Origin of the sequence: Pasteurella atlantica, assembly GCF_963693435.1 — a bacterium.
Lineage (GTDB): Bacteria > Pseudomonadota > Gammaproteobacteria > Enterobacterales > Pasteurellaceae > Phocoenobacter > Phocoenobacter atlanticus.
The window spans coordinates 1,799,416-1,820,395 of the sequence record NZ_OY856306.1; the positions used below are offsets into that span (position 1 = coordinate 1,799,416).

The following is a 20,980-nucleotide window of genomic DNA, read 5'->3' on the forward strand; positions in this document are numbered from 1 at the left end:
TTATCCTTCCTCTTCACATTCAAATATTGTAGCTACTATTTTATAACAATAACCATTGAACTCCTCTCCAAGACTAATGCACAAGATAGCATTATTTATAATATTTTTATCATTAAAAATATTATCAAACTCCGGATCTGTTACTGGTAAGTCATAATTTATATTATTATAACAAAATTTAGCTCTTCGCTTTTGATCTTCTGTTATATATAAATTTAAATTATGAGCTTTTACAAGATAAAGTGACTGTTCTATTAAAATGTTTCTACTTTCAATACTATTATAATTTACCTTATGAGAATCGCCCCAAAGATCTTCTGGCTTATCAAGATAATTATATAATTCAGATTTTTCTATACGATAATTTTGAACCCATAATCGATTATCTATCAACCAATTTTCAGGCTGATTAATTAAAGAAACTTCTTTAACTAATCCTATTTTCATTCTTTGTAATGGTTTAACCTCAAATCTACCATAGATATTTTCATATTGAACTTGTTCAAAAGATAATTGCCCTCCACCTGAATTAGAAACAAGACGTACCCATTGCTTAGTACTAAAATACTTACCTGCTACACAATATCCATTATGTTTAATTGATTTAGCCAAAATAACAATTTCTTTTTCCATAAAACACCTCCAAAAGAATACTATATTTACAATATATGATTATTTTATGTAAATTCAACCATTTTTAATTATTTTAATGCGCCTCATCCCAATTTCCCCCAACTCCAACATCAGCAATCAACGGAACTTTCAACTCAAAGGCTTTTTCCATTTCTGCTTTAATGAGCTTGCTATAATGCTCTACTCTATCGGCTTTGACTTCAAACACCAATTCATCGTGGACTTGCATAATCATTAGAATATCATCGCAATCACGGATTTGTTTATCAATGCTAATCATTGCAATTTTGATAATATCTGCCGCTGTACCTTGCATTGGGGCGTTGATAGCGACACGTTCGGCGGCTTTTTTACGCATTTGGTTGCTTGATTGAATTTCAGGTAAATATAAACGGCGACCTAACAAGGTTTCAACATAGCCCTGTTCTGCTGCTTTTTGTTTAATGTCTAACATAAATTGTTGGACATTTGGATAGCGTTTGAAATAGAGATCCATATATTGTTGAGCGTCACCTCGTGAAATACCAAGTTGATTTGACAACCCAAAAGCAGACATTCCATAAATTAAGCCGAAGTTAATCGCTTTGGCACTGCGACGTTGTTCGCCTGTGATGTCATCAAGTGGTACGCCAAAAATCTCACTTGCGGTGGCTTTGTGAATATCTTTGCCCTCTGCGAATGCGGTAATCATTCCTTGATCGTTCGATAAGTGTGCCATAATTCTTAATTCAACTTGTGAATAGTCGGCGGCTAAAATCACATACCCCTCGCGAGCGATGAAAGCTTTACGAATACGTCTGCCCTCTTCGTTTCTAATTGGGATATTTTGTAAGTTTGGATCGCTTGATGAAAGGCGTCCTGTTGCAGTGACCGCTTGATGATACGAAGTATGAATACGTCCTGTTGTTGGGTTGATCATTTGTGGCAATTTGTCGGTATAAGTTGATTTTAATTTGCTTAAACCACGATGTTCAATAATCAATTTTGGTACGTTATGCCCCATATTTGCTAGGGTTTCTAATACTTCTTCATTGGTTGATGGCGCACCTTTTGGCGTTTTTTTGATAACTGGTAAGTTTAATTTATTAAATAAAATCTCTTGCAACTGCTTGGTTGACGCAAGGTTAAATACTTCACCTGCTTCGTTATGTACTTGTTCTTCTAACTCTATCAAACGTGCTGAAATTTCACTTGATTGCTCTAATAAAAGATGATCATCAACCAACACGCCGTTACGCTCAATGCGTGAAAGCACATTAACCAACGGCATTTCTACTTCATTAAATAATTTCACTAATTCAGACGTTTTTTGCAATTCAGCGGATAACACTTGATGTAATTTCATTGTAATATCCGCATCTTCGGCAGCATATTGCGTGGCTTGTTCAAGTTCGATTTTATCAAAAGTAAGTTGATTTTTACCTTTGCCTGCGATTTCTTCAAAACTAATGGTTTTATGCCCTAAATAACGATCCGCCAATGCGTCCATATTGTGTCGCCCTGTGCTGTTTAGGGTGTAAGATTCTAGCATTGTATCAAAGGCAACACCCTGTAATTCAATGTTATTTTGAGCAAAAATGGTTAAGTCATATTTAATATTTTGCCCTATTTTTAGAATTGCTGGATTTTCTAAAATCGGTTTTAATTGGGCTAAAACTTGCTTTTTATCCAACTGTTGTGGCACACCTAAATAATTGTGATCGAGTGGAATATAACAGGCTTCGCCATTTTCTAAACCAAATGAAATTCCCACTAAATTTGCTGTCATTACATCAAGGCTATCGGTTTCAGTATCGACCGCAAACACGCTCACTTTTTGTAGTTTTTCAAGCCATTGTTGTAATAATTCTTCACTATCCACTTGCTGATAAGCGGTGCGATTTATTTCAATTTTTGCAAATTTTTTCTCTGATGTAACCGCTTGGTTTGACGTTATTTGATAATCATTTGGTACATTTTCTTTTTGTTGTTGAGTAACAGGATTGGCATTGCCTTGCACTTCACTTAACCAACGTTTGAATTGATAACGTTCAAATAACTCAACTAATAAAGATTGATTTTGTGGTTCAGTAACCAGTTGATCGTGGGTTACATCAAGTTCCACATCAGTTTTAATGGTCGCAAGGGTATAAGAAAGCTCTGCCATTTCTTTTTCAGCCTCCATTTTTGGTGCTAAGGTTTTTGCACCACGAAAGCCTAATTCAGCGATTTTATCTAAATTTTGATAAATTTCTTTCAGCGAGCCTATGCCTTGTAATAAACCTAATGCGGTTTTCTCACCCACACCTTTTACGCCCGGAATACCGTCTGACGCATCGCCACGCAATGCAAGATAATCGATAATCAGTTCAGGTGGAATACCGTATTTCTCAACCACGCCATCACGATCCAACAAGGTATTATTCATTGTGTTAATCAACATAATATGATCATCAACTAACTGTGCCATATCCTTATCGCCCGTACTGATCAACACATCTTTACCCTCTTTTGAGGCTTGTAGAGCAAGTGTGCCGATCACATCATCAGCTTCCACGCCTTCAACAGAAATCAACGGAATGCCCAATGCTTTGATAATAGTGTGAAGTGGTTCAATTTGAGTGCGTAAATCATCAGGCATTGGTGGACGATGCGCTTTATATTGCTCAAAAAGTTCATCACGAAATGTCTTACCCTTAGCGTCAAACACTACCGCAATATGGCTTGGTTCAACCTGTGCGATTAAACTTTTTAACATATTCAACACGCCATACATCGCCCCTGTTGGCTGACCGTCTTTGTTGGTTAACGGTGGAAAGGCGTGAAATGCACGATAAAGATAAGATGAACCGTCCACTAAAACGAACGGATTTTTTGCGATTGTTGTCATTGAAATCTCTTAATTTAGTTTAAAAATCTGTGAGAGATTATACCTTATATTCGGCAATTTCGCATTGAGAAAAGAGTAAATAACTAGCTGTATTATAGTATGATTATAGCGGTATGATTTTAATAAAAATTTACAATTCTAAAAATAGCAAAATTGATAATTATTATTTGCGATCTTTTAAAATTTCATTAATATAAAGAAAAGTATAATTATTTTATATCTATGGAGTATTATTGTGTCAAATAAATTTAAAAATTTTTCTAATATAAGAACATTACGTGCAATTGCTCGTGAAACTTCGTTATCTCAACTTGAATTACTATTACAAAAATTAACTCAAGTCATTGAAGAAAAGAAAGAAGAAGTAGCAAAGCAAGAAGCTAAACATCAAAAATATCTTGAGAATTTAAATAAATACAAACAGATGTTAGAACAAGACGGTATCAATCCTGAAGATTTAGTTACCGCTTTACAACCAACAATAAAAAATAAACAACGTAAAACCACAAAACTTCGTCCTGCTAAATATAAATATATTGATGAAAACGGAAATGAAAAAAAATGGACTGGACAAGGTCGTACACCCAAAATAATTCAAAAAGCCTTAGATAAAGGACAATCACTTTCTGAATTTAAAATTTAATATTTTGTCTATTTTTGTAAGCCTATTACCCCCTTAAATTAATAGGCTTTTCTATTCTATAACCTTGGAAATTAATAATGATTGAAAATAAGATTTTATTAACAGAATGTCCTGATGCAAAAGGATTAGTCTCTAAAATTACCAATATTTGCTATAAATACCAATTCAATATTATAAAAAATAATGAATTTGTAGATAATAATGAAAAATACTTTTTTATGCGGACAGAATTACAAGGTATTTTTAATGATGACGACTTTCTGACAGAATTAAAAGATAGTCTTCCTGAAGGCGGTTTTTATCAATTAATTCCTAAGAAGAAAAAGCGAATTGTTATTTTAGTCACAAAAGAAGCACATTGTTTAGGTGATATCTTAATGAAAAATTATTACGGAGGCTTAGATATGGAGATTGCTGCGGTAATCGGCAATCACGATACTTTGCGAGATCTCGTAGAACGTTTTGATATTCCTTTTCATTTTATTAGTCATCTTAATTTAACTCGTGAACAACACGATAAACAACTTGCAGATAAAATTGATGAATACTCTCCAGATTATATTGTACTGGCAAAATATATGAGAGTGTTAAATCCACAATTTGTAGAACGCTATCCTAATAGAGTTATCAATATTCATCACTCTTTCCTACCTGCTTTTATAGGCGCAAAACCTTATCAGCAAGCCTATGAACGTGGGGTGAAAATTATTGGTGCGACGGCACATTTTATTAATAATGAACTCGATCAAGGTCCGATCATTATGCAAAATGTGATTAATGTCGATCATAGTTACACGGCTGAATTGATGCAAAAAGCAGGTAAAGATGTTGAGAAAAGTGTTTTAACACAAGCTTTAGAATATGTACTAGATAATCGAGTATTCGTGCATAATAATAAAACAGTGATAATGTAATTTTAATAATATGAGAATATAGCGATGACATTGTTATGAAAATTTGCAAATTTTAGCTTAAATGTCACCGCTTAATTATCTGCAAATAATTTATGCCAACATTTCGACAGGAACTTTCACCACGATTTTTTTCAATTTTTTATTTCCATTAACTGAATTTACTGGTTTATGAGGTTCATTCGGCATAAAAATAGCAAAAGAATTTGGCGTTAAGAAAAGTTGGTTTTTATCTTCAATAACCTCTGAAATTTGATAATCATCTGCTTCATTATATTCGTTATACAAACTTAAATCAGGTTCAACCAGACCATATTCAATCATCTCTTCACCTTCAATTAAAAGATGAACATCAATCATTTTTCGATGAATTTCCGCTACTTTTCCCTCTGCTGGTGAGCTTTCTAATTCCATTACATTCATTCGAATGCCCTCTTCAAGATCTTGCCAACCTAAAGGTAGGTTGACTAAATCTAAAGATTTTAATTTCCCACACAAACGTGCAAACACAGAAGGTAAACCTACTGCGTAATCATCACGACTTAAATGCCCAAATAACATAATCACTCCTTAAAGTTAAAAACTTGAATAAATAATAAATTTTTCTTTCATAAACCTCAAGAAAAAATAAAGTTTTATTTCAAAAATTCACACAAAATTGATTTAGTTAAAAAATAAGGATAAAATCCCCTCTTCTTTCAACACATTAAAGCATTATGAATACTTTTGAGCAACAAGTAAAAGCAGTATTAGAAGCAAATAAAGGACAACGAATAACTTCTTTTGAATTTGAAGATAATCGCTATTGGCTGAAGCAAACCGAAAAATTACAAGGTGTTGAACATTTTTTAAAACCTTTTCCTCAAAAAGCATTACAACGTGAAATTGAGCAATTAACCTATCTCAATAAACACAATGTTTCCACAGCTAAATTAATAATGACAGGAGAGGATTACTTTGTCACAAATGATGTTGGCAGATCTATCAGCTCATTAATAAATGATAAAGATATTACCCCTGAAAAAACGCAATTTTTAGTAACATTAGCCGCCACCGAATTACAAAAAATACATCAACAGGGTTTTGTACACGGTCGTCCTGCAGTACGAGATATCACATTATTAGAGGATAAAATTTATTTTATTGATTTTGAAAATAAAGTTTCCAATAAGGCTCTTGAACATCGTCAAGTTCGAGATTTATTGATTTTTATCCATAGTTTATACCGTGAAAAATTATCTCAACAATGTGTTGAACAAGCAGTAGAAAGTTATGTTCAAGCAGGGGGTAATGAGATTTGGAAAGCCACTATTGACTATATAAAAAATAAACGTTGGTTATATTGGTTATTGTCTCCTTTTAAACCGATTGCAAGAACAGACTTAATTGCCGCTTTTTGTATTTTTGAATATATTTTAAATATCAAGTAATTATGCGTAAATTAGTGATTGTTACTACACCATTTTCTGCTCAACCTTTAGGTGGAAATGGCGTATTTTTAAGTGAAACCGTCACTGATTTAAACCTGAATATTGCCACTCTTTCTTTTAAAAATGCCAAAAAATTATTGGGTCAAACTCTTGATTACGTCATTTATGATATGCAAAGTGAAGAGGGGGTTTGTTTTAATTTAGATGCATTAGCAATCGCTACAGGTACCATTATAGATAACGGTTACTTAATTATTATTTGTCCTCAATGGCATCATTTAACGCAACAAACAGATCTCGATGCGATCCGTTGGAGTGAACAAGGAAAGATAAAAAGCCCGAACTTTTTTAATTATTTTCAACAACTTGTTGAACAATTTCAATTTGAGATTGTAGAAAAATTTGATTTTAATAAATTCACAAGCGGTACGATCTTTTCAAAAATTTGCAATTTTTCATCACTTACCATACAGCAACAAAATATTTTTGAAGAACTTCCACAACATTCAGCTGATATTCATTTAATTACCGCACCAAGAGGACGTGGTAAATCTACATTATTAGGAAAATTAGCACAATATATTCAACAAAAACAAAAGGTTATTATTACCGCTCGGAGCCACTCTGCTCTACCCACTTTTTGGCAAAATGTAGATAAAGACAAAATATTATTTTTTTCTCCCGATCAACTTATTCAACAAATTGAAAATCAACAGTTAACTAATGATTATTGGCTTTTTATTGATGAAGCGGCAAGTCTGCCTTTACCAATGTTACAGCAATTTTCACATTATTTTAAAAAAGTCATATTGGCTACTACAACTCAAAATTATGAAGGGACAGGACGAGGCTTTAGTCTTAAGTTTTTGCCTCAATTAAAACGTCCTTACCAACAATGGAAATTAACAAAAGCCCTACGCTGGAAAAATAATGATTCATTAGAAAATTTTGTTAACCAACTGCTTATTTTAGATAATGTTGAAAATAGTGACCCAAATAGCAACCAAGCCTTTTACCAACTTTTAGCCAATGCTCATTATAAAACTACCCCAACAGATCTACGCCGTTTGTTTGATGCACCTCATCAATATTATTTAAAACATATTGAAAATCATCAACTTATTGGTGGTATTTGGGCAATCTTTGAAGGCGGATTAGATAAAGGTTTAGCCGAGGAAATTTGGCAAGGAAAACGCCGTCCAAAGGGTAATTTAGTGGCACAATACCTCTGTTTTCAAGGAAATTTAATAGAAGCTTGTTTATTACGTTCAATTCGTATTTCTCGCATTGCCGTGACTCCTGAAAAACAGCAACAAGGTATCGGTAAGCGGTTAGTTTCTCAATTAATTTTGCAAATACGAACTCAACAAAATGTGGATTTTATTTCAGTGAGTTTTGGTCTAAATGAAAAACTTTTTAATTTTTGGAAAAGCTGTGGTTTCCAATTGGTTCAAATTAGCCCATCCAAAGAAGCCAGTAGTGGTTACCACAGTGCAATGATGTTATATCCAATCAGCGAAAAGGGGCTAACTTTTGTAAAGCAAGCCCAAATGCAATTTCAACGAGACTTCCTTCTTTTGCCTTTTTTACAAAATTTGCAAAAAATGATCAAGATCGTACCGCTTGAACATCAACTTGTATTTATGGAGAACGACCATAAAAACCTACAGGGTTTTGCCTATTATCATCGTTCTTTAACTTCTTGTTATGCAAGTTTAAAGCGCTTACAACAACGCTATCCAACTGAATTAATTGAATTAAATAGTGTTCTGAATAGAGAGCAACTGCAATTACCAAACTATAAAAAAGAGTGGTTAAAAAGAGCGAGAAAAGAAGTTAAAAAATATCTATAAAGTACATTTTATATATTCTTTACTCTGGAATAATTGGCATTAAAAGCCGTGTTAAAAAGGTAATTATCAATAAAATAATTACTACATATTTTGAGGAAATAAAATGTTCAGGTATAAATACACAAAGAATTGAAAGACAAAAAATAACAACTAATTCTACTAAATTTGCTAAACTTTGTGCCCCAAATCCTAATGCTGTTAAAAATAACCAAAATGCAGAAGGTAATAATAAAAATATTTTCATATTATAAATCTCTTGTATTGTTAATTTTTCGATGCTTATTTCTTAAAAATTTCTTGCCTACTTCCACACTCTGAACCGCAATATAGCCCACAATCAAAGCAAGCATAATATCTAATATTAAAGTAGCAAAAGGAATACTTTCAATACTATGCACAAAAGAATGAAATAAGTGAGTTTGATGTGAAATAATTCCCCCTCCAACAGCAAGCATTGCGATCGTACCAATAATGCCAATGCCTTTTATCAACATCGGCATTGCTTTAATTAAAAAATTACCCAACGATTGAAAAAATTCACTTTGTTTCTTTTTAAGATAAAAACCAATATCGTCTAACTTAATAATCAAACCAACAATACCATAAACAGCCACAGTCGTGATCATCCCAATTAAAATTAAAACAAAAAGTTTAGTAATAAAATCACTCTCTTGTACCAAGCCTAAGGTAATCACAATAATTTCAAAGGACAAAATAAAGTCTGTTTTAACAGCACCTGCCACTTTTTTATTTTCAAACTCTTCTGATGTTAAATGAACACTTTGTGGATCTTTATTATGCTTTTTATGGTGAGCTCCCAATTTTACTAAAATACTTTCAACCCCTTCATAAGCTAAATATATTCCCCCTAAAATCAAAATAGGAGAAATTAACCAAGGAATAAAAGCACTCATCAATAATACCAATGGAATAATGATAAACTTGTTTTTAACACTCCCTTTGGCAATTTTATAAACAATTGGGATTTCTCGTTTTGCCGCATTTCCTGTGGCTTGTTGAATTGCTTTTTGTCTTAAAATTTCTAGCTCTGCTAAGACCTCTTTCTTTTCATTTTCGGGCAATTTTTCAATATGCTCTTTTAATTCTTGTGTGGTTCTAACCTTAGATAATTCCTTTTTTAGTATTTCAGACGTTGTATCATTGGTCATACTGGCAATCGCTGCCAAATCATCTACGATCAAACCTGTGGATTTTATTCCCGCCACTTTAGTATAAGTTGCAATATCGTCAAATAAAATACCAACATCATCAAAAGAGGTGGTTATTGTTTTAGTTGTACTTGCAACGGTTTTACTCGCTAAGCTACCGATATCATCGGCTAAAAGAGATAAATATCCTAATAATCCTGCCATAAAATAAATTCCTTAAAATATGTTATATCAATGTAATAATTTTAGTTCTAATATGATACCACGATAAGTGATTTACTAAAAAATAATAAGAAAATCTACTCGATGAAATTAAATAACAATCACAATGACAAAATATGCTTATACTTCCCTGTGAATGAACGATCTCCTCAACAGTAAAACATTATTAGGTATAAATATAGCGGATAGATCAAATCAAAAATTTACAAATCTAATATTTCACATAGAGAATTTTTTATCATAAAAAACATCACTATTTAAAACGACTAAAAACTAACTATCTCTATCTACAAACCAGATATTATATAATTGAGAAGGCGTTAAATACTCAAATAAATTTGGGCAAGGTACTTTTGAATAACCTGCTCGTCTATTTTCTTTATCTGAAATGGCTTTCACATTAAAAAATTCTTTAGGATCATCATAATGTGCCTTTCTTCTCCAAGATGGGTGTTGTTTTATGCTAGGAGCAATATGACTAAAATAATGTGCCAGTTCTTTTTCTAAAAAAGCCTTTCTTGGTAATGGCTTACAATACAAACCATTATCCGACAGTCCTACTGTTAAACGTATCAACCATTCTAATGGGTCACGCCAGCCTGATACTGCTTTCATCATACCTTCTAATCGCTCTGGCTCTACATCTGGGTTCATAAAATCAATTAAAAAACGTTGCATTAAGAATAAATTTCCTCTTTGAGGTCGTTGTGCCATACCCCAAAACCACATCGAATAGTCACAAAAATTCATTCGTGAATCATCTGCAAAATATTTAGTCGTTTTTATATAAGGGTGAACCCATATTGTTATTTTATAAGGATCTCGAATATCCAAATAATCATGTAATGGACGGACTAATTTATTAATTTCGGTAACATATAATTTCCCCTTCGCATAGGTATAAATAATCCCTCTCTTACGGTCAAATCGAATCCGCCGTTTATTTGGCCATAATATCATTGTTAATAAGAAAATATAATATGCGACCATCCCATAACCGTCCCATACTCTATGTTTATGTTTTTCCCACATTTCAGCTATATATTCTGCTTTACTATCACCCTCTCTAGTAAAACCCAATTTGTTGCTATCTTCTCTATAATAATGAAAATCTCTCTCTAATACCTTCTTTGGCATAAAAGAAAATTGTAATGAATGAATATTCATTGCCCTGTATTCAGGGTGGATAAAATCATAATAGACAGCCAAAGAGAGCATAAATAAGAAAATAAATTTTATAGGTCCTAGCCACTGTTCTTTAAGCTCTAATGTATTATCATCTATCTTTTTAAACCAACGGCGAATGGCATACTTTTCTCTACGACTTAGTTGATGAACACTCATCTTTTCACCTCCCTTAATCCATAAATAGGCCAGTAGCCCGACCCTCTTTCTCTGGCTATTTTTGTTAACGCATTCTTATATTCAACCGTTTCACTGTATCCTTCAAACTCCTCATCTTCCTTATCTGTAAATGTGGCATCAATACGAATCGCTTTATCTGTTATCTTTTCTTCCTTTAAATCAATCACAACAAAACTTTGTGAGATTAATTGTGCCTTCCAAGTCAGCTTATTGGTGATTAGTTTACCTTCTCTAATCACACTGTACTTAACGATTAAGTTAGTTGTATTAGGAGGTGTTTTACTAAACTCGGCACATCTAATCGTCACTAAACGTCCCTCTGGAGACGGCTTGCTGACTTGTAATCCGCCTAAAATACCATATTCATAAAGTACAAGCGGTAACTTACTGTTATAATTTTGCAAAAATCCTTGTGAAAATACTTTCCCTTGTTTTACCGTATTATCTTTTGCTATCTTTTGATAATCTTCAAAACTAAAATCTGATATAACCTTTTTTATCATAAAAAACATCACTATTTCAAACGACTAAAAGCTAACTATCTCTATCTACAAACCAGATATTATATAATTGAGAAGGCGTTAAATACTCAAATAAATTTGGGCAAGGTACTTTTGAATAACCTGCTCGTCTATTTTCTTTATCTGAAATGGCTTTCACATTAAAAAATTCTTTAGGATCATCATAATGTGCCTTTCTTCTCCAAGATGGGTGTTGTTTTATGCTAGGAGCAATATGACTAAAATAATGTGCCAGTTCTTTTTCTAAAAAAGCCTTTCTTGGTAATGGTTTACAATACAAACCATTATCCGACAGTCCTACTGTTAAACGTATCAACCATTCTAATGGGTCACGCCAGCCTGATACTGCTTTCATCATACCTTCTAATCGCTCTGGCTCTACATCTGGGTTCATAAAATCAATTAAAAAACGTTGCATTAAGAATAAATTCCCTCTTTGAGGTCGTTGTGCCATACCCCAAAACCACATCGAATAGTCACAAAAATTCATTCGTGAATCATCTGCAAAATATTTAGTCGTTTTTATATAAGGGTGAACCCAGATTGTTATTTTATAAGGATCTCGAATATCCAAATAATCATGTAATGGACGGACTAATTTATTAATTTCGGTAACATATAATTTCCCCTTCGCATAGGTATAAATAATCCCTCTCTTACGGTCAAATCGAATCCGCCGTTTATTTGGCCATAATATCATTGTCAATAAGAAAATATAATATGCGACCATCCCATAACCGTCCCATACTCTATGTTTATGTTTTTCCCACATTTCAGCCATATATTCCGCTTTACTATCACCCTCTTTAGTAAAACCCAAATTGTTTCTATCTTCTCTCCATTTCCAATTTTCTTGAAACCTTGTTTCTGGCATAAAAGAAAATTGTAATGAATGAATATTCATCGCCCTGTATTCAGGATGAATAAAATCATAATAGACAGCCAAAGAGAGCATAAATAAGAAAATAAATTTTATAGGTCCTAGCCACTGTTCTTTAAGCTCTAATGTATTATCATCTATCTTTTTAAACCAACGGCGAATGGCATACTTTTCTCTACGACTTAGTTGATGAATACTCATCTTTTCACCTCCCTTAATCCATAAATAGGCCAGTAGCCCGACCCTCTTTCTCTGGCTATTTTAGTTAACGCATTCTTATATTCAACCGTTTCACTGTATCCTTCAAATTCCTCATCTTCCTTATCTGTAAATGTGGCATCAATACGAATCGCTTTATCTGTTATCTTTTCTTCCTTTAAATCAATCACAACAAAACTTTGTGAGATTAATTGTGCCTTCCAAGTCAGCTTATTGGTGATTAGTTTACCTTCTCTAATCACACTGTACTTAACGATTAAGTTAGTTGTATTAGGAGGTGTTTTACTAAACTCGGCACATCTAATAGTCACGAAACGAGTCCCAGTAGATAGTTGACTGACTTGTAAGCCACCTAAAATACCATATTCATACAATTCTTCAATAAAACCTCTGTTGATACGGCTATATTCAAAAGATTCTTCAGTAGGAATATCGCTCTCTGACGCTTTCTTTGCTTCAAGATTGGCTAATATTTTGGCGTCATTTATTTGTCTTGATATTTCCTCTCGCTCTTCCAATCTCCAAAACGGATAATTTTCAGAATTTCCCCAAAACCCTGTACTTAGCCAACTTTGTAATTCATCTTTAGCAAAGAAAAATAAGATCCCTCCTGCTATAATCGCAATAATAGCGGCTACAAATAGTACTGGTGCCATAGCAGAGCCTAATCCAGCCATTAATGTCCCCTTCGCTGCTCCTGCCGTCATTATACTTACAGCACCACCCGCTGTCGTTACCGCCCCTGATATCATAATCATTCGATAGCTCCATAAAGCTATTTTATCATCATGCCTTATCGCTGCTTCAATGCCTCCATAAGCAATAATCATACCCGCTACGCCTGCAATAATATTTAACCCAAGAACACCAAAAGCGACCTTATTCGCCCCCACTGTTCGTAAACTTAATTTTCCGGCTCCTTTTGGTGGAACTATCTTATCCGGCATCTCAGGTATCCCCAAACTCTTTGCCCACGCCTTACCTGACGCCACACCCCAAGTCGCCAACGTAATATCTGTTATTGCCGCCGTTTTTAACAACACCCTATTTGTTGCTAAATACTCCACCCCACTGTGTGACAATTTACGTTGTATCGCATCATCTGAACTTAATGATAACAATCCCGTAAAAATACCCATTACCCCTACTGCTCCATGAAAATGTTGAGCCTTCAATTGGCTTATCTTTTCTGCCGCCTGAATCTTCATTTTCCCTGCTTTTATCTTCGGCTTTAATAACTTTTTCAACTGGCGTAAATACGGTCTTCTTTCTCGGCGATCTATTCTTTTTCGCAACATCTCTGCCTTGGTTTCTGATAAAATCTCTTCTATCATTGCAGAAAAAAACTCATCTGGTGTTTTATCTAAACCTTCTAAATTATAAATACGAGATAGTTTTTCACTCGATAATGCAACCTTAGTATTGTCTAAATCTAATATCCATTGTTTAACTAATACTCGACCACTCGTATAAAAAAGCTTCTCCATCCCCCAATAAAATGGGGCTAACAATTTACTGCTTATTCGCCTATCTTTATGAATCAGACTAACAATACTATCCACTTTATCTAACATTGATGATAAAAAACCAACCCATTCACTTAAATCAAAGGCATTATCTTCTTTTTGAAGTGTCGCGCCCAACACCGAATTAATTACCTTCTCTCCCTCTGGAGAGCATTCCAATGAGTAACAAACATCGCCCACTGTAGACAACAAACAACCACTTCCAAGTATTGCCCCATTATCCGTCTTCGCCTGCTTTACTCCCTTTCCCAAAGCCTCTATATAACCCGAAAAAGACGGTCTTTTCGCTAACGTCGCTATCATCGCCACTATCTCTTTAGTGGGGGTCTCATAATCCTCTATCCCTTTCTTTGCAATTTTTTTATATTCATCTTCAAAATCAACTATAAGTTGCTTTTTATACATATCTTGTTCAAATAACGTCTTTTCCTTACCCTCATAAGTCGTCCCTCTCAACTTATGCATTAACTTAGGGTGGATTATATCCCCTATTGTCAAAGGATAAGCATATTCAGCAAAATACTGCTTCTGCCTTTCCGATAAAATTATATGACACTGTTGTAATTCCTGTATCTCTCCTAAGGTGTCTCTTAATGCAACGATTAACCCTTTTTCTCCATCTAACGTCTTTATCGGCATTTCCGCATTCACAACACAAGTATGCCACACCTCACTCAACACTAATAAATTTTCTTTACTGCTATACTCCAACACAAACTCATCAATCTTTTCCAATGGGGCTGAATATGTCGTTATTTTATCCCTCTCATCTGTATTTACTGATACCATCAATTTTTGACGTAATTTATCATCACTCTCTAAACTATCAAATAACTGTGGCGGCCAGGCATAATCACTATACGCAATATCAATAAACTTAACATCTGGATCGACAAAGACCGTATCATATCCCCTTAACTCCGCTCTATCCCAATTCCCTTCTGCCCCCTCTTCTTTCCAATTATAAAGAAAAAATGTCGGCTTACCCGAATAATTTTTCATCTCTATCTTAGTAGAATGAAAAACGCCATTCGCATCATTATGATTTGTCGAATAGCGAAATACCATCCATTTACCCTTACAGTCCGTTGATGACTCTCTATGTTGAGTATGAGCATAAATATAGATAAAACCTTGACGGATTTGTTGTAATTGGTGCACGTCAGTACGACTCATTCCACTTGGCTCAGGAATATTACCTATAACTGGGTGTTGATAAGAAGCTTGCCCTCCTTTTACTTTATCAATATAATCTTTCGTTAAACCATAGCGAACAGGATAAATTGGTATCTTTGGTACTCCACATTGACGCTCTGACCAATCTACATTATCCAATGAAAAATCTTTTGCTATCTTTTGATAATCTTCAAAACTAAAATCTGATATAACCTTTTTTATCATAAAAAACATCACTATTTCAAACGACTAAAAGCTAACTATCTCTATCTACAAACCAGATATTATATAATTGAGAAGGCGTTAAATACTCAAATAAATTTGGGCAAGGTACTTTTGAATAACCTGCTCGTCTATTTTCTTTATCTGAAATGGCTTTCACATTAAAAAATTCTTTAGGATCATCATAATGTGCCTTTCTTCTCCAAGATGGGTGTTGTTTTATGCTAGGAGCAATATGACTAAAATAATGTGCCAGTTCTTTTTCTAAAAAAGCCTTTCTTGGTAATGGTTTACAATACAAACCATTATCCGACAGTCCTACTGTTAAACGTATCAACCATTCTAACGGGTCACGCCAGCCGGATACTGCTTTCATCATACCTTCTAATCGCTCTGGCTCTACATCTGGGTTCATAAAATCAATTAAAAAACGTTGCATTAAGAATAAATTTCCTCTTTGAGGTCGTTGTGCCATACCCCAAAACCACATTGAATAGTCACAAAAATTCATTCGTGAATCATCTGCAAAATATTTAGTCGTTTTGATATAAGGGTGAACCCAGATTGTTATTTTATAAGGATCTCGAATATCCAAATAATCATGTAATGGACGGACTAATTTATTAATTTCGGTAACATATAATTTCCCCTTCGCATAGGTATAAATAATCCCTCTCTTACGGTCAAATCGAATCCGCCGTTTATTTGGCCATAATATCATTGTTAATAAGAAAATATAATATGCGACCATCCCATAACCGTCCCATACTCTGTGTTTATGTTTTTCCCACATTTCAGCCATAAACTGAGCTTTACTTTCTCCCTTTTTGGAAAATCCTGGATTTTCAAGATCATCTCCATAATATCTATACCATGTTTCTTGAAACCTCGTTTCTGGCATAAAAGAAAACTGTAATGAATGAATATTCATCTCCCTATACTCAGGGTGAATAAAATCATAATAGACAGCCAAAGAGAGCATAAATAAGAAAATAAATTTTATAGGTCCTAGCCACTGTTCTTTAAGCTCTAATGTATTATCATCTATCTTTTTAAACCAACGGCGAATGGCATACTTTTCTCTACGACTTAGTTGATGAATACTCATCTTTTCACCTCCCTTAATCCATAAATAGGCCAGTAGCCCGACCCTCTTTCTCTGGCTATTTTAGTTAACGCATTCTTATATTCAACCGTTTCACTGTATCCTTCAAATTCCTCATCTTCCTTATCTGTTTTATCCTTTTCTCTTAAATCAATCACGATGATTCCTCTATTTTACCCCAACCATCATAATGTAAAGAATCTGTAGGATATTCAAATAAAGTTGGACAAGGCACTTTTCTAAAACCTGCTTGTTTATTTTCTTTTACTGAAATAATACGGAGAAATCTTTTTTCTTTTTCATATTCCTTCTGCTTAGCACTACGCCAAGAAGGTAAGGCTTGGATTGTTGGTGCAATATCAGAAAAATAATCTGCTAATGCTTTTTCTAAAACAGATTGTTTCGGTAAACCCTTACACCATAACCCATCAATCCAACCTATTAAAATACACATTACCCATTCTAATAAATTACGTCTTGAAGATACCGCTTCCATCATACTTGCCAACCGCTCTGGCTCTATATCAGGATTCATAAAATCAACTAAAAATCGTTGCATTAATGGAGTGCTACTTTTCTTAAAAAATGCCTTTTTTGATGTAAATATCAATCCAAATAACGGTAACCACATAGTATAGTCATAAAAAGCCATTTGAGAGGGTTCAAGAAAAAAACGAAAACGTTTGGTATATTGATAAGGGTGTACCCACAGTACAACAGCAAGACGCTTATTCGCAATATACTCCGACAAAGGACGCATTAATTTATTAATTTCGGTAACATATAATTTCCCTTTCGCATAGGTATAAATAATCCCTCTCTTACGGTCAAATCGAATCCGCCGTTTATTTGGCCATAATATCATTGTTAATAAGAAAATATAATATGCGACCATCCCATAACCATCCCATACCCTATGTTTATGTTTTTCCCACATTTCAGCCATAAACTGAGCTTTACTTTCTCCCTTTTTGGAAAATCCTGGATTTTCAAGATCATCTCCATAATATCTATACCATGTTTCTTGAAACCTCGTTTCTGGCATAAAAGAAAATTGTAATGAATGAATATTCATTTCCCTATACTCAGGGTGAATAAAATCATAATAGACAGCCAAAGAGAGCATAAATAAGAAAATAAGTTTTATCGGTCCTAATCGCTTTTCTTTAAGCTCTAATGTATTATCATCTATCTTTTTAAACCAACGGTGAATGGCATACTTTTCTCTACGACTTAGTTGATGATTACTCATTTTTTCACCTCCCTTAATCCATAAATAGGCCAGTAGCCCGACCCTCTTTCTCTGGCTATTTTGGTTAACGCATTCTTATATTCAACCGTTTCACTGTATCCTTCAAACTCCTCATCTTCCTTATCTGTAAATGTGGCATCAATACGAATCGCTTTATCTGTTATCTTTTCTTCCTTTAAATCAATCACAACAAAACTTTGTGAGATTAATTGTGCCTTCCAAGTCAGCTTATTGGTGATTAGTTTACCTTCTCTAATCACACTGTACTTAACGATTAAGTTAGTTGTATTAGGAGGTGTTTTACTAAACTCGGCACATCTAATAGTCACGAAACGAGCCCCAGTAGATAGTTGACTAACTTGTAAGCCACCTAAAATACCATATTCATACAGTTCTTCCGCAAAGCCTTCACTGATACGCTGATATTTTAACCATAACACTTCTTCAGTATTTTTATGCAACAGTAGTTCTCCTGTTGCAATGGCATTATTAATCAATTTTTCATTCTCTTTTACTTGTTTTTTAGCCTCTAGGTTGGCTAAAATTTTAGCTGCTTCAATTTGCTTAATTAATGGTGGACGTACTGTCTCTTTCCAAAACGGATAATTTTCAGAATTTCCCCAAAACCCTGTGCTTAGCCAACTTTGTAACTCATTTTTAGCAAAGAAAAATAAGACTCCTCCTGCTATAATCGCAATAATAGCGGCTATAGTTAAAAGAGGGTTTATTGCCAATGTTACACCTAAAATAGAAGCGATTCCTTTGGCAACAAGCGGTGCAAAAGTCGTTACCGCCCCTGATATCATAATCATTCGATAGCTCCATAAAGCTATTTTATCATCATGCCTTATCGCTGCTTCAATGCCTCCATAAGCAATAATCATACCCGCTACGCCTGCAATAATATTTAACCCAAGAACACCAAAAGCGACCTTATTCGCCCCCACTGTTCGTAAACTTAATTTTCCGGCTCCTTTTGGTGGAACTATCTTATCCGGCATCTCTGGTATCCCCAAACTCTTTGCCCACGCCTTACCTGACGCCACACCCCAAGTCGCCAACGTAATATCTGTTATTGCCGCCGTTTTTAACAACACCCTATTTGTTGCTAAATACTCCACCCCACTGTGTGACAATTTACGTTGTATCGCATCATCTGAACTTAATGATAACAATCCCGTAAAAATACCCATTACCCCTACTGCTCCATGAAAATGTTGAGCCTTCAATTGGCTTATCTTTTCTGCCGCCTGAATCTTCATTTTCCCTGCTTTTATCTTCGGCTTTAATAACTTTTTCAACTGGCGTAAATACGGTCTTCTTTCTCGGCGATCTATTCTTTTTCGCAACATCTCTGCCTTGGTTTCTGATAAAATCTCTTCTATCATTGCAGAAAAAAACTCATCTGGTGTTTTATCTAAACCTTCTAAATTATAAATACGAGATAGTTTTTCACTCGATAATGCAACCTTAGTATTGTCTAAATCTAGTATCCATTGTTTAACTAATGCCCGACCACTCGTATAAAAAAGCTTCTCCATTCCCCAATAAAATGGGGCTAACAATTTACTGCTTATTCGCCTATCTTTATGAATCAGACTAACAATACTATCCACTTTATCTAACATTGATGATAAAAAAACACCCCATTCACTTAAATCAAAGGCGTTATCTTTCTTTTGAAGTGTCGCGCCCAACACCGAATTAATCACCTTCTCTCCCTCTGGAGAGCATTCTAATGAGTAACAAACATCGCCCACTGTAGACAATAAACAACCACTTCCAAGTATCGCACCATTATCCGTCTTCGCCTGCTTTACTCCCTTTCCCAAAGCCTCTATATAACCCGAAAAAGACGGTCTTTTCGCTAACGTCGCTATCATCGCCACTATCTCTTTAGTGGGTTTCTCATAATCCTCTATCCCTTTCTTTGCAATTTTTTTATATTCATCTTCAAAATCAACTATAAGTTGCTTTTTATACATATCTTGTTCAAATAACGTCTTTTCCTTACCCTCATAAGTCGTCCCTCTCAACTTATGCATTAACTTAGGGTGGATTATATCCCCTATTGTCAAAGGATAAGCATATTCAGCAAAATACTGCTTCTGCCTTTCCGATAAAATTATATGACACTGTTGTAATTCCTGTATCTCTCCTAAGGTGTCTCTTAATGCAACGATTAACCCTTTTTCTCCATCTAACGTCTTTATCGGCATTTCCGCATTCACAACACAAGTATGCCACGCCTCACTCAACACTAATAAATTTTCTTTACTGCTATACTCCAACACAAACTCATCAATCTTTTCCAATGGGGCTGAATATGTCGTTATTTTATCCCTCTCATCTGTATTTACTGATACCATCAATTTTTGACGTAATTTATCATCACTCTCTAAACTATCAAATAACTGTGGCGGCCAGGCATAATCACTATACGCAATATCAATAAACTTAACATCTGGATCGACAAAGACCGTATCATATCCCTTTAACTCCGCTCTATCCCAATTCCCTTCTGCCCCCTCTTCTTTCCAATTATAAAGAAAAAATGTGGGCTTACCCGAATAATTTTTCATCTCTATCTTAGTAGAATGAAAAACGCCATTCGCATCATTATGATTTGTCAAATAGCGAAATACCATCCATTTACCCTTACAGTCCGTTGATGACTCTCTATGTTGAGTATGAGCATAAATATAGATAAAACCTTGACGGATTTGTTGTAATTGGTGCACGTCAGTACGACTCATTCCACTTGGCTCAGGAATATTACCTATAACTGGGTGTTGATAAGAAGCTTGCCCTCCTTTTACTTTATCAATATAATCTTTCGTTAAACCATAGCGAACAGGATAAATTGGTATCTTTGGTACTCCACATTGACGCTCTGACCAATCTACATTATCCAATGAAAAATCTTTTGCTATCTTTTGATAATCTTCAAAACTAAAATCTGATAGAGACTTTTTTGTCATAAT

General features: G+C 34.4%; 17 protein-coding genes. 4 read left to right on the forward strand and 13 right to left on the reverse strand.

The genetic code is table 11. The features are described from left to right. Together U9966_RS08390 and polA are read right to left on the reverse strand one after the other, a co-directional pair. On the reverse strand, nt 1–633 hold the full coding sequence (locus U9966_RS08390) for a dual OB domain-containing protein (RefSeq protein WP_306347387.1): 633 nt from the start codon (nt 631–633) through the stop codon (nt 1–3). Between the two features lie 73 nt (nt 634–706). Further along, nucleotides 707–3,502 carry a DNA polymerase I gene (gene polA, locus U9966_RS08395; RefSeq protein ID WP_306347388.1) on the reverse strand — a complete coding sequence of 932 codons (2,796 nt, stop codon included), beginning with the start codon at nt 3,500–3,502 and terminating at the stop codon, nt 707–709. A 235-nt stretch (nt 3,503–3,737) separates the two neighbouring features. Between polA and U9966_RS08400 the strand changes: the two genes are divergently transcribed. Both U9966_RS08400 and purU read left to right on the forward strand, forming a co-directional pair. After that, nucleotides 3,738–4,145: an H-NS family histone-like protein gene (locus U9966_RS08400; RefSeq protein WP_211598440.1), complete on the forward strand. Its 408-nt coding sequence runs from the start codon at nt 3,738–3,740 to the stop codon at nt 4,143–4,145. Nucleotides 4,146–4,222: 77 nt separating this feature from the next. Then, nucleotides 4,223–5,059 (forward strand): formyltetrahydrofolate deformylase, encoded by an 837-nt coding sequence (gene purU / locus U9966_RS08405; protein ID WP_306347389.1) that lies wholly within the window; start codon nt 4,223–4,225, stop codon nt 5,057–5,059. 90 nt (nt 5,060–5,149) lie between these two features. On the opposite strand, the gene nanQ is transcribed toward purU, so the two are convergent. Beyond that, nucleotides 5,150–5,617 carry an N-acetylneuraminate anomerase gene (gene nanQ / locus U9966_RS08410; RefSeq protein ID WP_306347390.1) on the reverse strand — a complete coding sequence of 156 codons (468 nt, stop codon included), beginning with the start codon at nt 5,615–5,617 and terminating at the stop codon, nt 5,150–5,152. A 155-nt stretch (nt 5,618–5,772) separates the two neighbouring features. On the opposite strand from nanQ, the gene U9966_RS08415 reads away from it, so the two are divergent. Beyond that, nucleotides 5,773–6,486: a BUD32 family EKC/KEOPS complex subunit gene (locus tag U9966_RS08415; protein WP_306347391.1), complete on the forward strand. Its 714-nt coding sequence runs from the start codon at nt 5,773–5,775 to the stop codon at nt 6,484–6,486. Nucleotides 6,487–6,488: 2 nt separating this feature from the next. Next, entirely contained in the window at nt 6,489–8,339 is a 1,851-nt protein-coding gene (locus U9966_RS08420) for a GNAT family N-acetyltransferase (protein WP_306347392.1), read from the forward strand. Between the two features lie 19 nt (nt 8,340–8,358). Here the strand turns inward: U9966_RS08420 and U9966_RS08425 are convergent, their stop codons facing one another. The 10 genes from U9966_RS08425 to U9966_RS08470 all read right to left on the reverse strand — a co-directional run bounded on the left by U9966_RS08425 (nt 8,359) and on the right by U9966_RS08470 (nt 20,977). Next, nucleotides 8,359–8,583: a hypothetical protein gene (locus tag U9966_RS08425; RefSeq protein WP_090920874.1), complete on the reverse strand. Its 225-nt coding sequence runs from the start codon at nt 8,581–8,583 to the stop codon at nt 8,359–8,361. A gap of 1 nt (nt 8,584) precedes the next feature. Then, nucleotides 8,585–9,712 carry a DUF808 family protein gene (locus tag U9966_RS08430; protein ID WP_306347393.1) on the reverse strand — a complete coding sequence of 376 codons (1,128 nt, stop codon included), beginning with the start codon at nt 9,710–9,712 and terminating at the stop codon, nt 8,585–8,587. A 291-nt stretch (nt 9,713–10,003) separates the two neighbouring features. Continuing rightward, nucleotides 10,004–11,074, reverse strand: a complete 1,071-nt coding sequence (locus U9966_RS08435) for a hypothetical protein (RefSeq protein ID WP_306347394.1) — start codon at nt 11,072–11,074, stop codon at nt 10,004–10,006. Then, the gene (locus U9966_RS08440; RefSeq protein ID WP_306347395.1) at nt 11,071–11,598 is read right to left on the reverse strand and encodes a hypothetical protein; all 528 of its coding nucleotides are present in this window, start codon (nt 11,596–11,598) and stop codon (nt 11,071–11,073) included. The genes U9966_RS08435 and U9966_RS08440 overlap by 4 nt, the downstream gene beginning before the upstream one ends. Nucleotides 11,599–11,629: 31 nt before the next feature. Beyond that, nucleotides 11,630–12,697: a hypothetical protein gene (locus tag U9966_RS08445; protein ID WP_306347396.1), complete on the reverse strand. Its 1,068-nt coding sequence runs from the start codon at nt 12,695–12,697 to the stop codon at nt 11,630–11,632. Further along, nucleotides 12,694–15,642, reverse strand: a complete 2,949-nt coding sequence (locus U9966_RS08450) for a toxin VasX (RefSeq protein WP_306355626.1) — start codon at nt 15,640–15,642, stop codon at nt 12,694–12,696. Before U9966_RS08450 ends, U9966_RS08445 begins: the two co-directional genes overlap by 4 nt. A gap of 31 nt (nt 15,643–15,673) precedes the next feature. Continuing rightward, nucleotides 15,674–16,747 carry a hypothetical protein gene (locus U9966_RS08455; protein ID WP_306347923.1) on the reverse strand — a complete coding sequence of 358 codons (1,074 nt, stop codon included), beginning with the start codon at nt 16,745–16,747 and terminating at the stop codon, nt 15,674–15,676. Next, entirely contained in the window at nt 16,744–16,902 is a 159-nt protein-coding gene (locus U9966_RS08460) for a hypothetical protein (protein ID WP_306347924.1), read from the reverse strand. The genes U9966_RS08455 and U9966_RS08460 overlap by 4 nt, the downstream gene beginning before the upstream one ends. Beyond that, nucleotides 16,899–17,996: a hypothetical protein gene (locus U9966_RS08465; RefSeq protein WP_306347856.1), complete on the reverse strand. Its 1,098-nt coding sequence runs from the start codon at nt 17,994–17,996 to the stop codon at nt 16,899–16,901. The genes U9966_RS08460 and U9966_RS08465 overlap by 4 nt, the downstream gene beginning before the upstream one ends. Further along, nucleotides 17,993–20,977 (reverse strand): toxin VasX, encoded by a 2,985-nt coding sequence (locus tag U9966_RS08470; RefSeq protein ID WP_306355627.1) that lies wholly within the window; start codon nt 20,975–20,977, stop codon nt 17,993–17,995. Before U9966_RS08470 ends, U9966_RS08465 begins: the two co-directional genes overlap by 4 nt. Between the last annotated feature and the right edge of the window lie 3 nt (nt 20,978–20,980).

Coding starts and splice junctions, on each gene's coding strand:
- U9966_RS08390 (WP_306347387.1), bottom strand. CDS start 633: ATGGAAAAAGAAATTGTTATTTTGGCTAAATCAATTAAACATAATGGA.
- polA (WP_306347388.1), bottom strand. CDS start 3,502: ATGACAACAATCGCAAAAAATCCGTTCGTTTTAGTGGACGGTTCATCT.
- purU (WP_306347389.1), top strand. CDS start 4,223: ATGATTGAAAATAAGATTTTATTAACAGAATGTCCTGATGCAAAAGGA.
- nanQ (WP_306347390.1), bottom strand. CDS start 5,617: ATGTTATTTGGGCATTTAAGTCGTGATGATTACGCAGTAGGTTTACCT.
- U9966_RS08415 (WP_306347391.1), top strand. CDS start 5,773: ATGAATACTTTTGAGCAACAAGTAAAAGCAGTATTAGAAGCAAATAAA.
- U9966_RS08420 (WP_306347392.1), top strand. CDS start 6,489: ATGCGTAAATTAGTGATTGTTACTACACCATTTTCTGCTCAACCTTTA.
- U9966_RS08425 (WP_090920874.1), bottom strand. CDS start 8,583: ATGAAAATATTTTTATTATTACCTTCTGCATTTTGGTTATTTTTAACA.
- U9966_RS08430 (WP_306347393.1), bottom strand. CDS start 9,712: ATGGCAGGATTATTAGGATATTTATCTCTTTTAGCCGATGATATCGGT.
- U9966_RS08435 (WP_306347394.1), bottom strand. CDS start 11,074: ATGAGTGTTCATCAACTAAGTCGTAGAGAAAAGTATGCCATTCGCCGT.
- U9966_RS08440 (WP_306347395.1), bottom strand. CDS start 11,598: ATGATAAAAAAGGTTATATCAGATTTTAGTTTTGAAGATTATCAAAAG.
- U9966_RS08445 (WP_306347396.1), bottom strand. CDS start 12,697: ATGAGTATTCATCAACTAAGTCGTAGAGAAAAGTATGCCATTCGCCGT.
- U9966_RS08450 (WP_306355626.1), bottom strand. CDS start 15,642: ATGATAAAAAAGGTTATATCAGATTTTAGTTTTGAAGATTATCAAAAG.
- U9966_RS08455 (WP_306347923.1), bottom strand. CDS start 16,747: ATGAGTATTCATCAACTAAGTCGTAGAGAAAAGTATGCCATTCGCCGT.
- U9966_RS08465 (WP_306347856.1), bottom strand. CDS start 17,996: ATGAGTAATCATCAACTAAGTCGTAGAGAAAAGTATGCCATTCACCGT.
- U9966_RS08470 (WP_306355627.1), bottom strand. CDS start 20,977: ATGACAAAAAAGTCTCTATCAGATTTTAGTTTTGAAGATTATCAAAAG.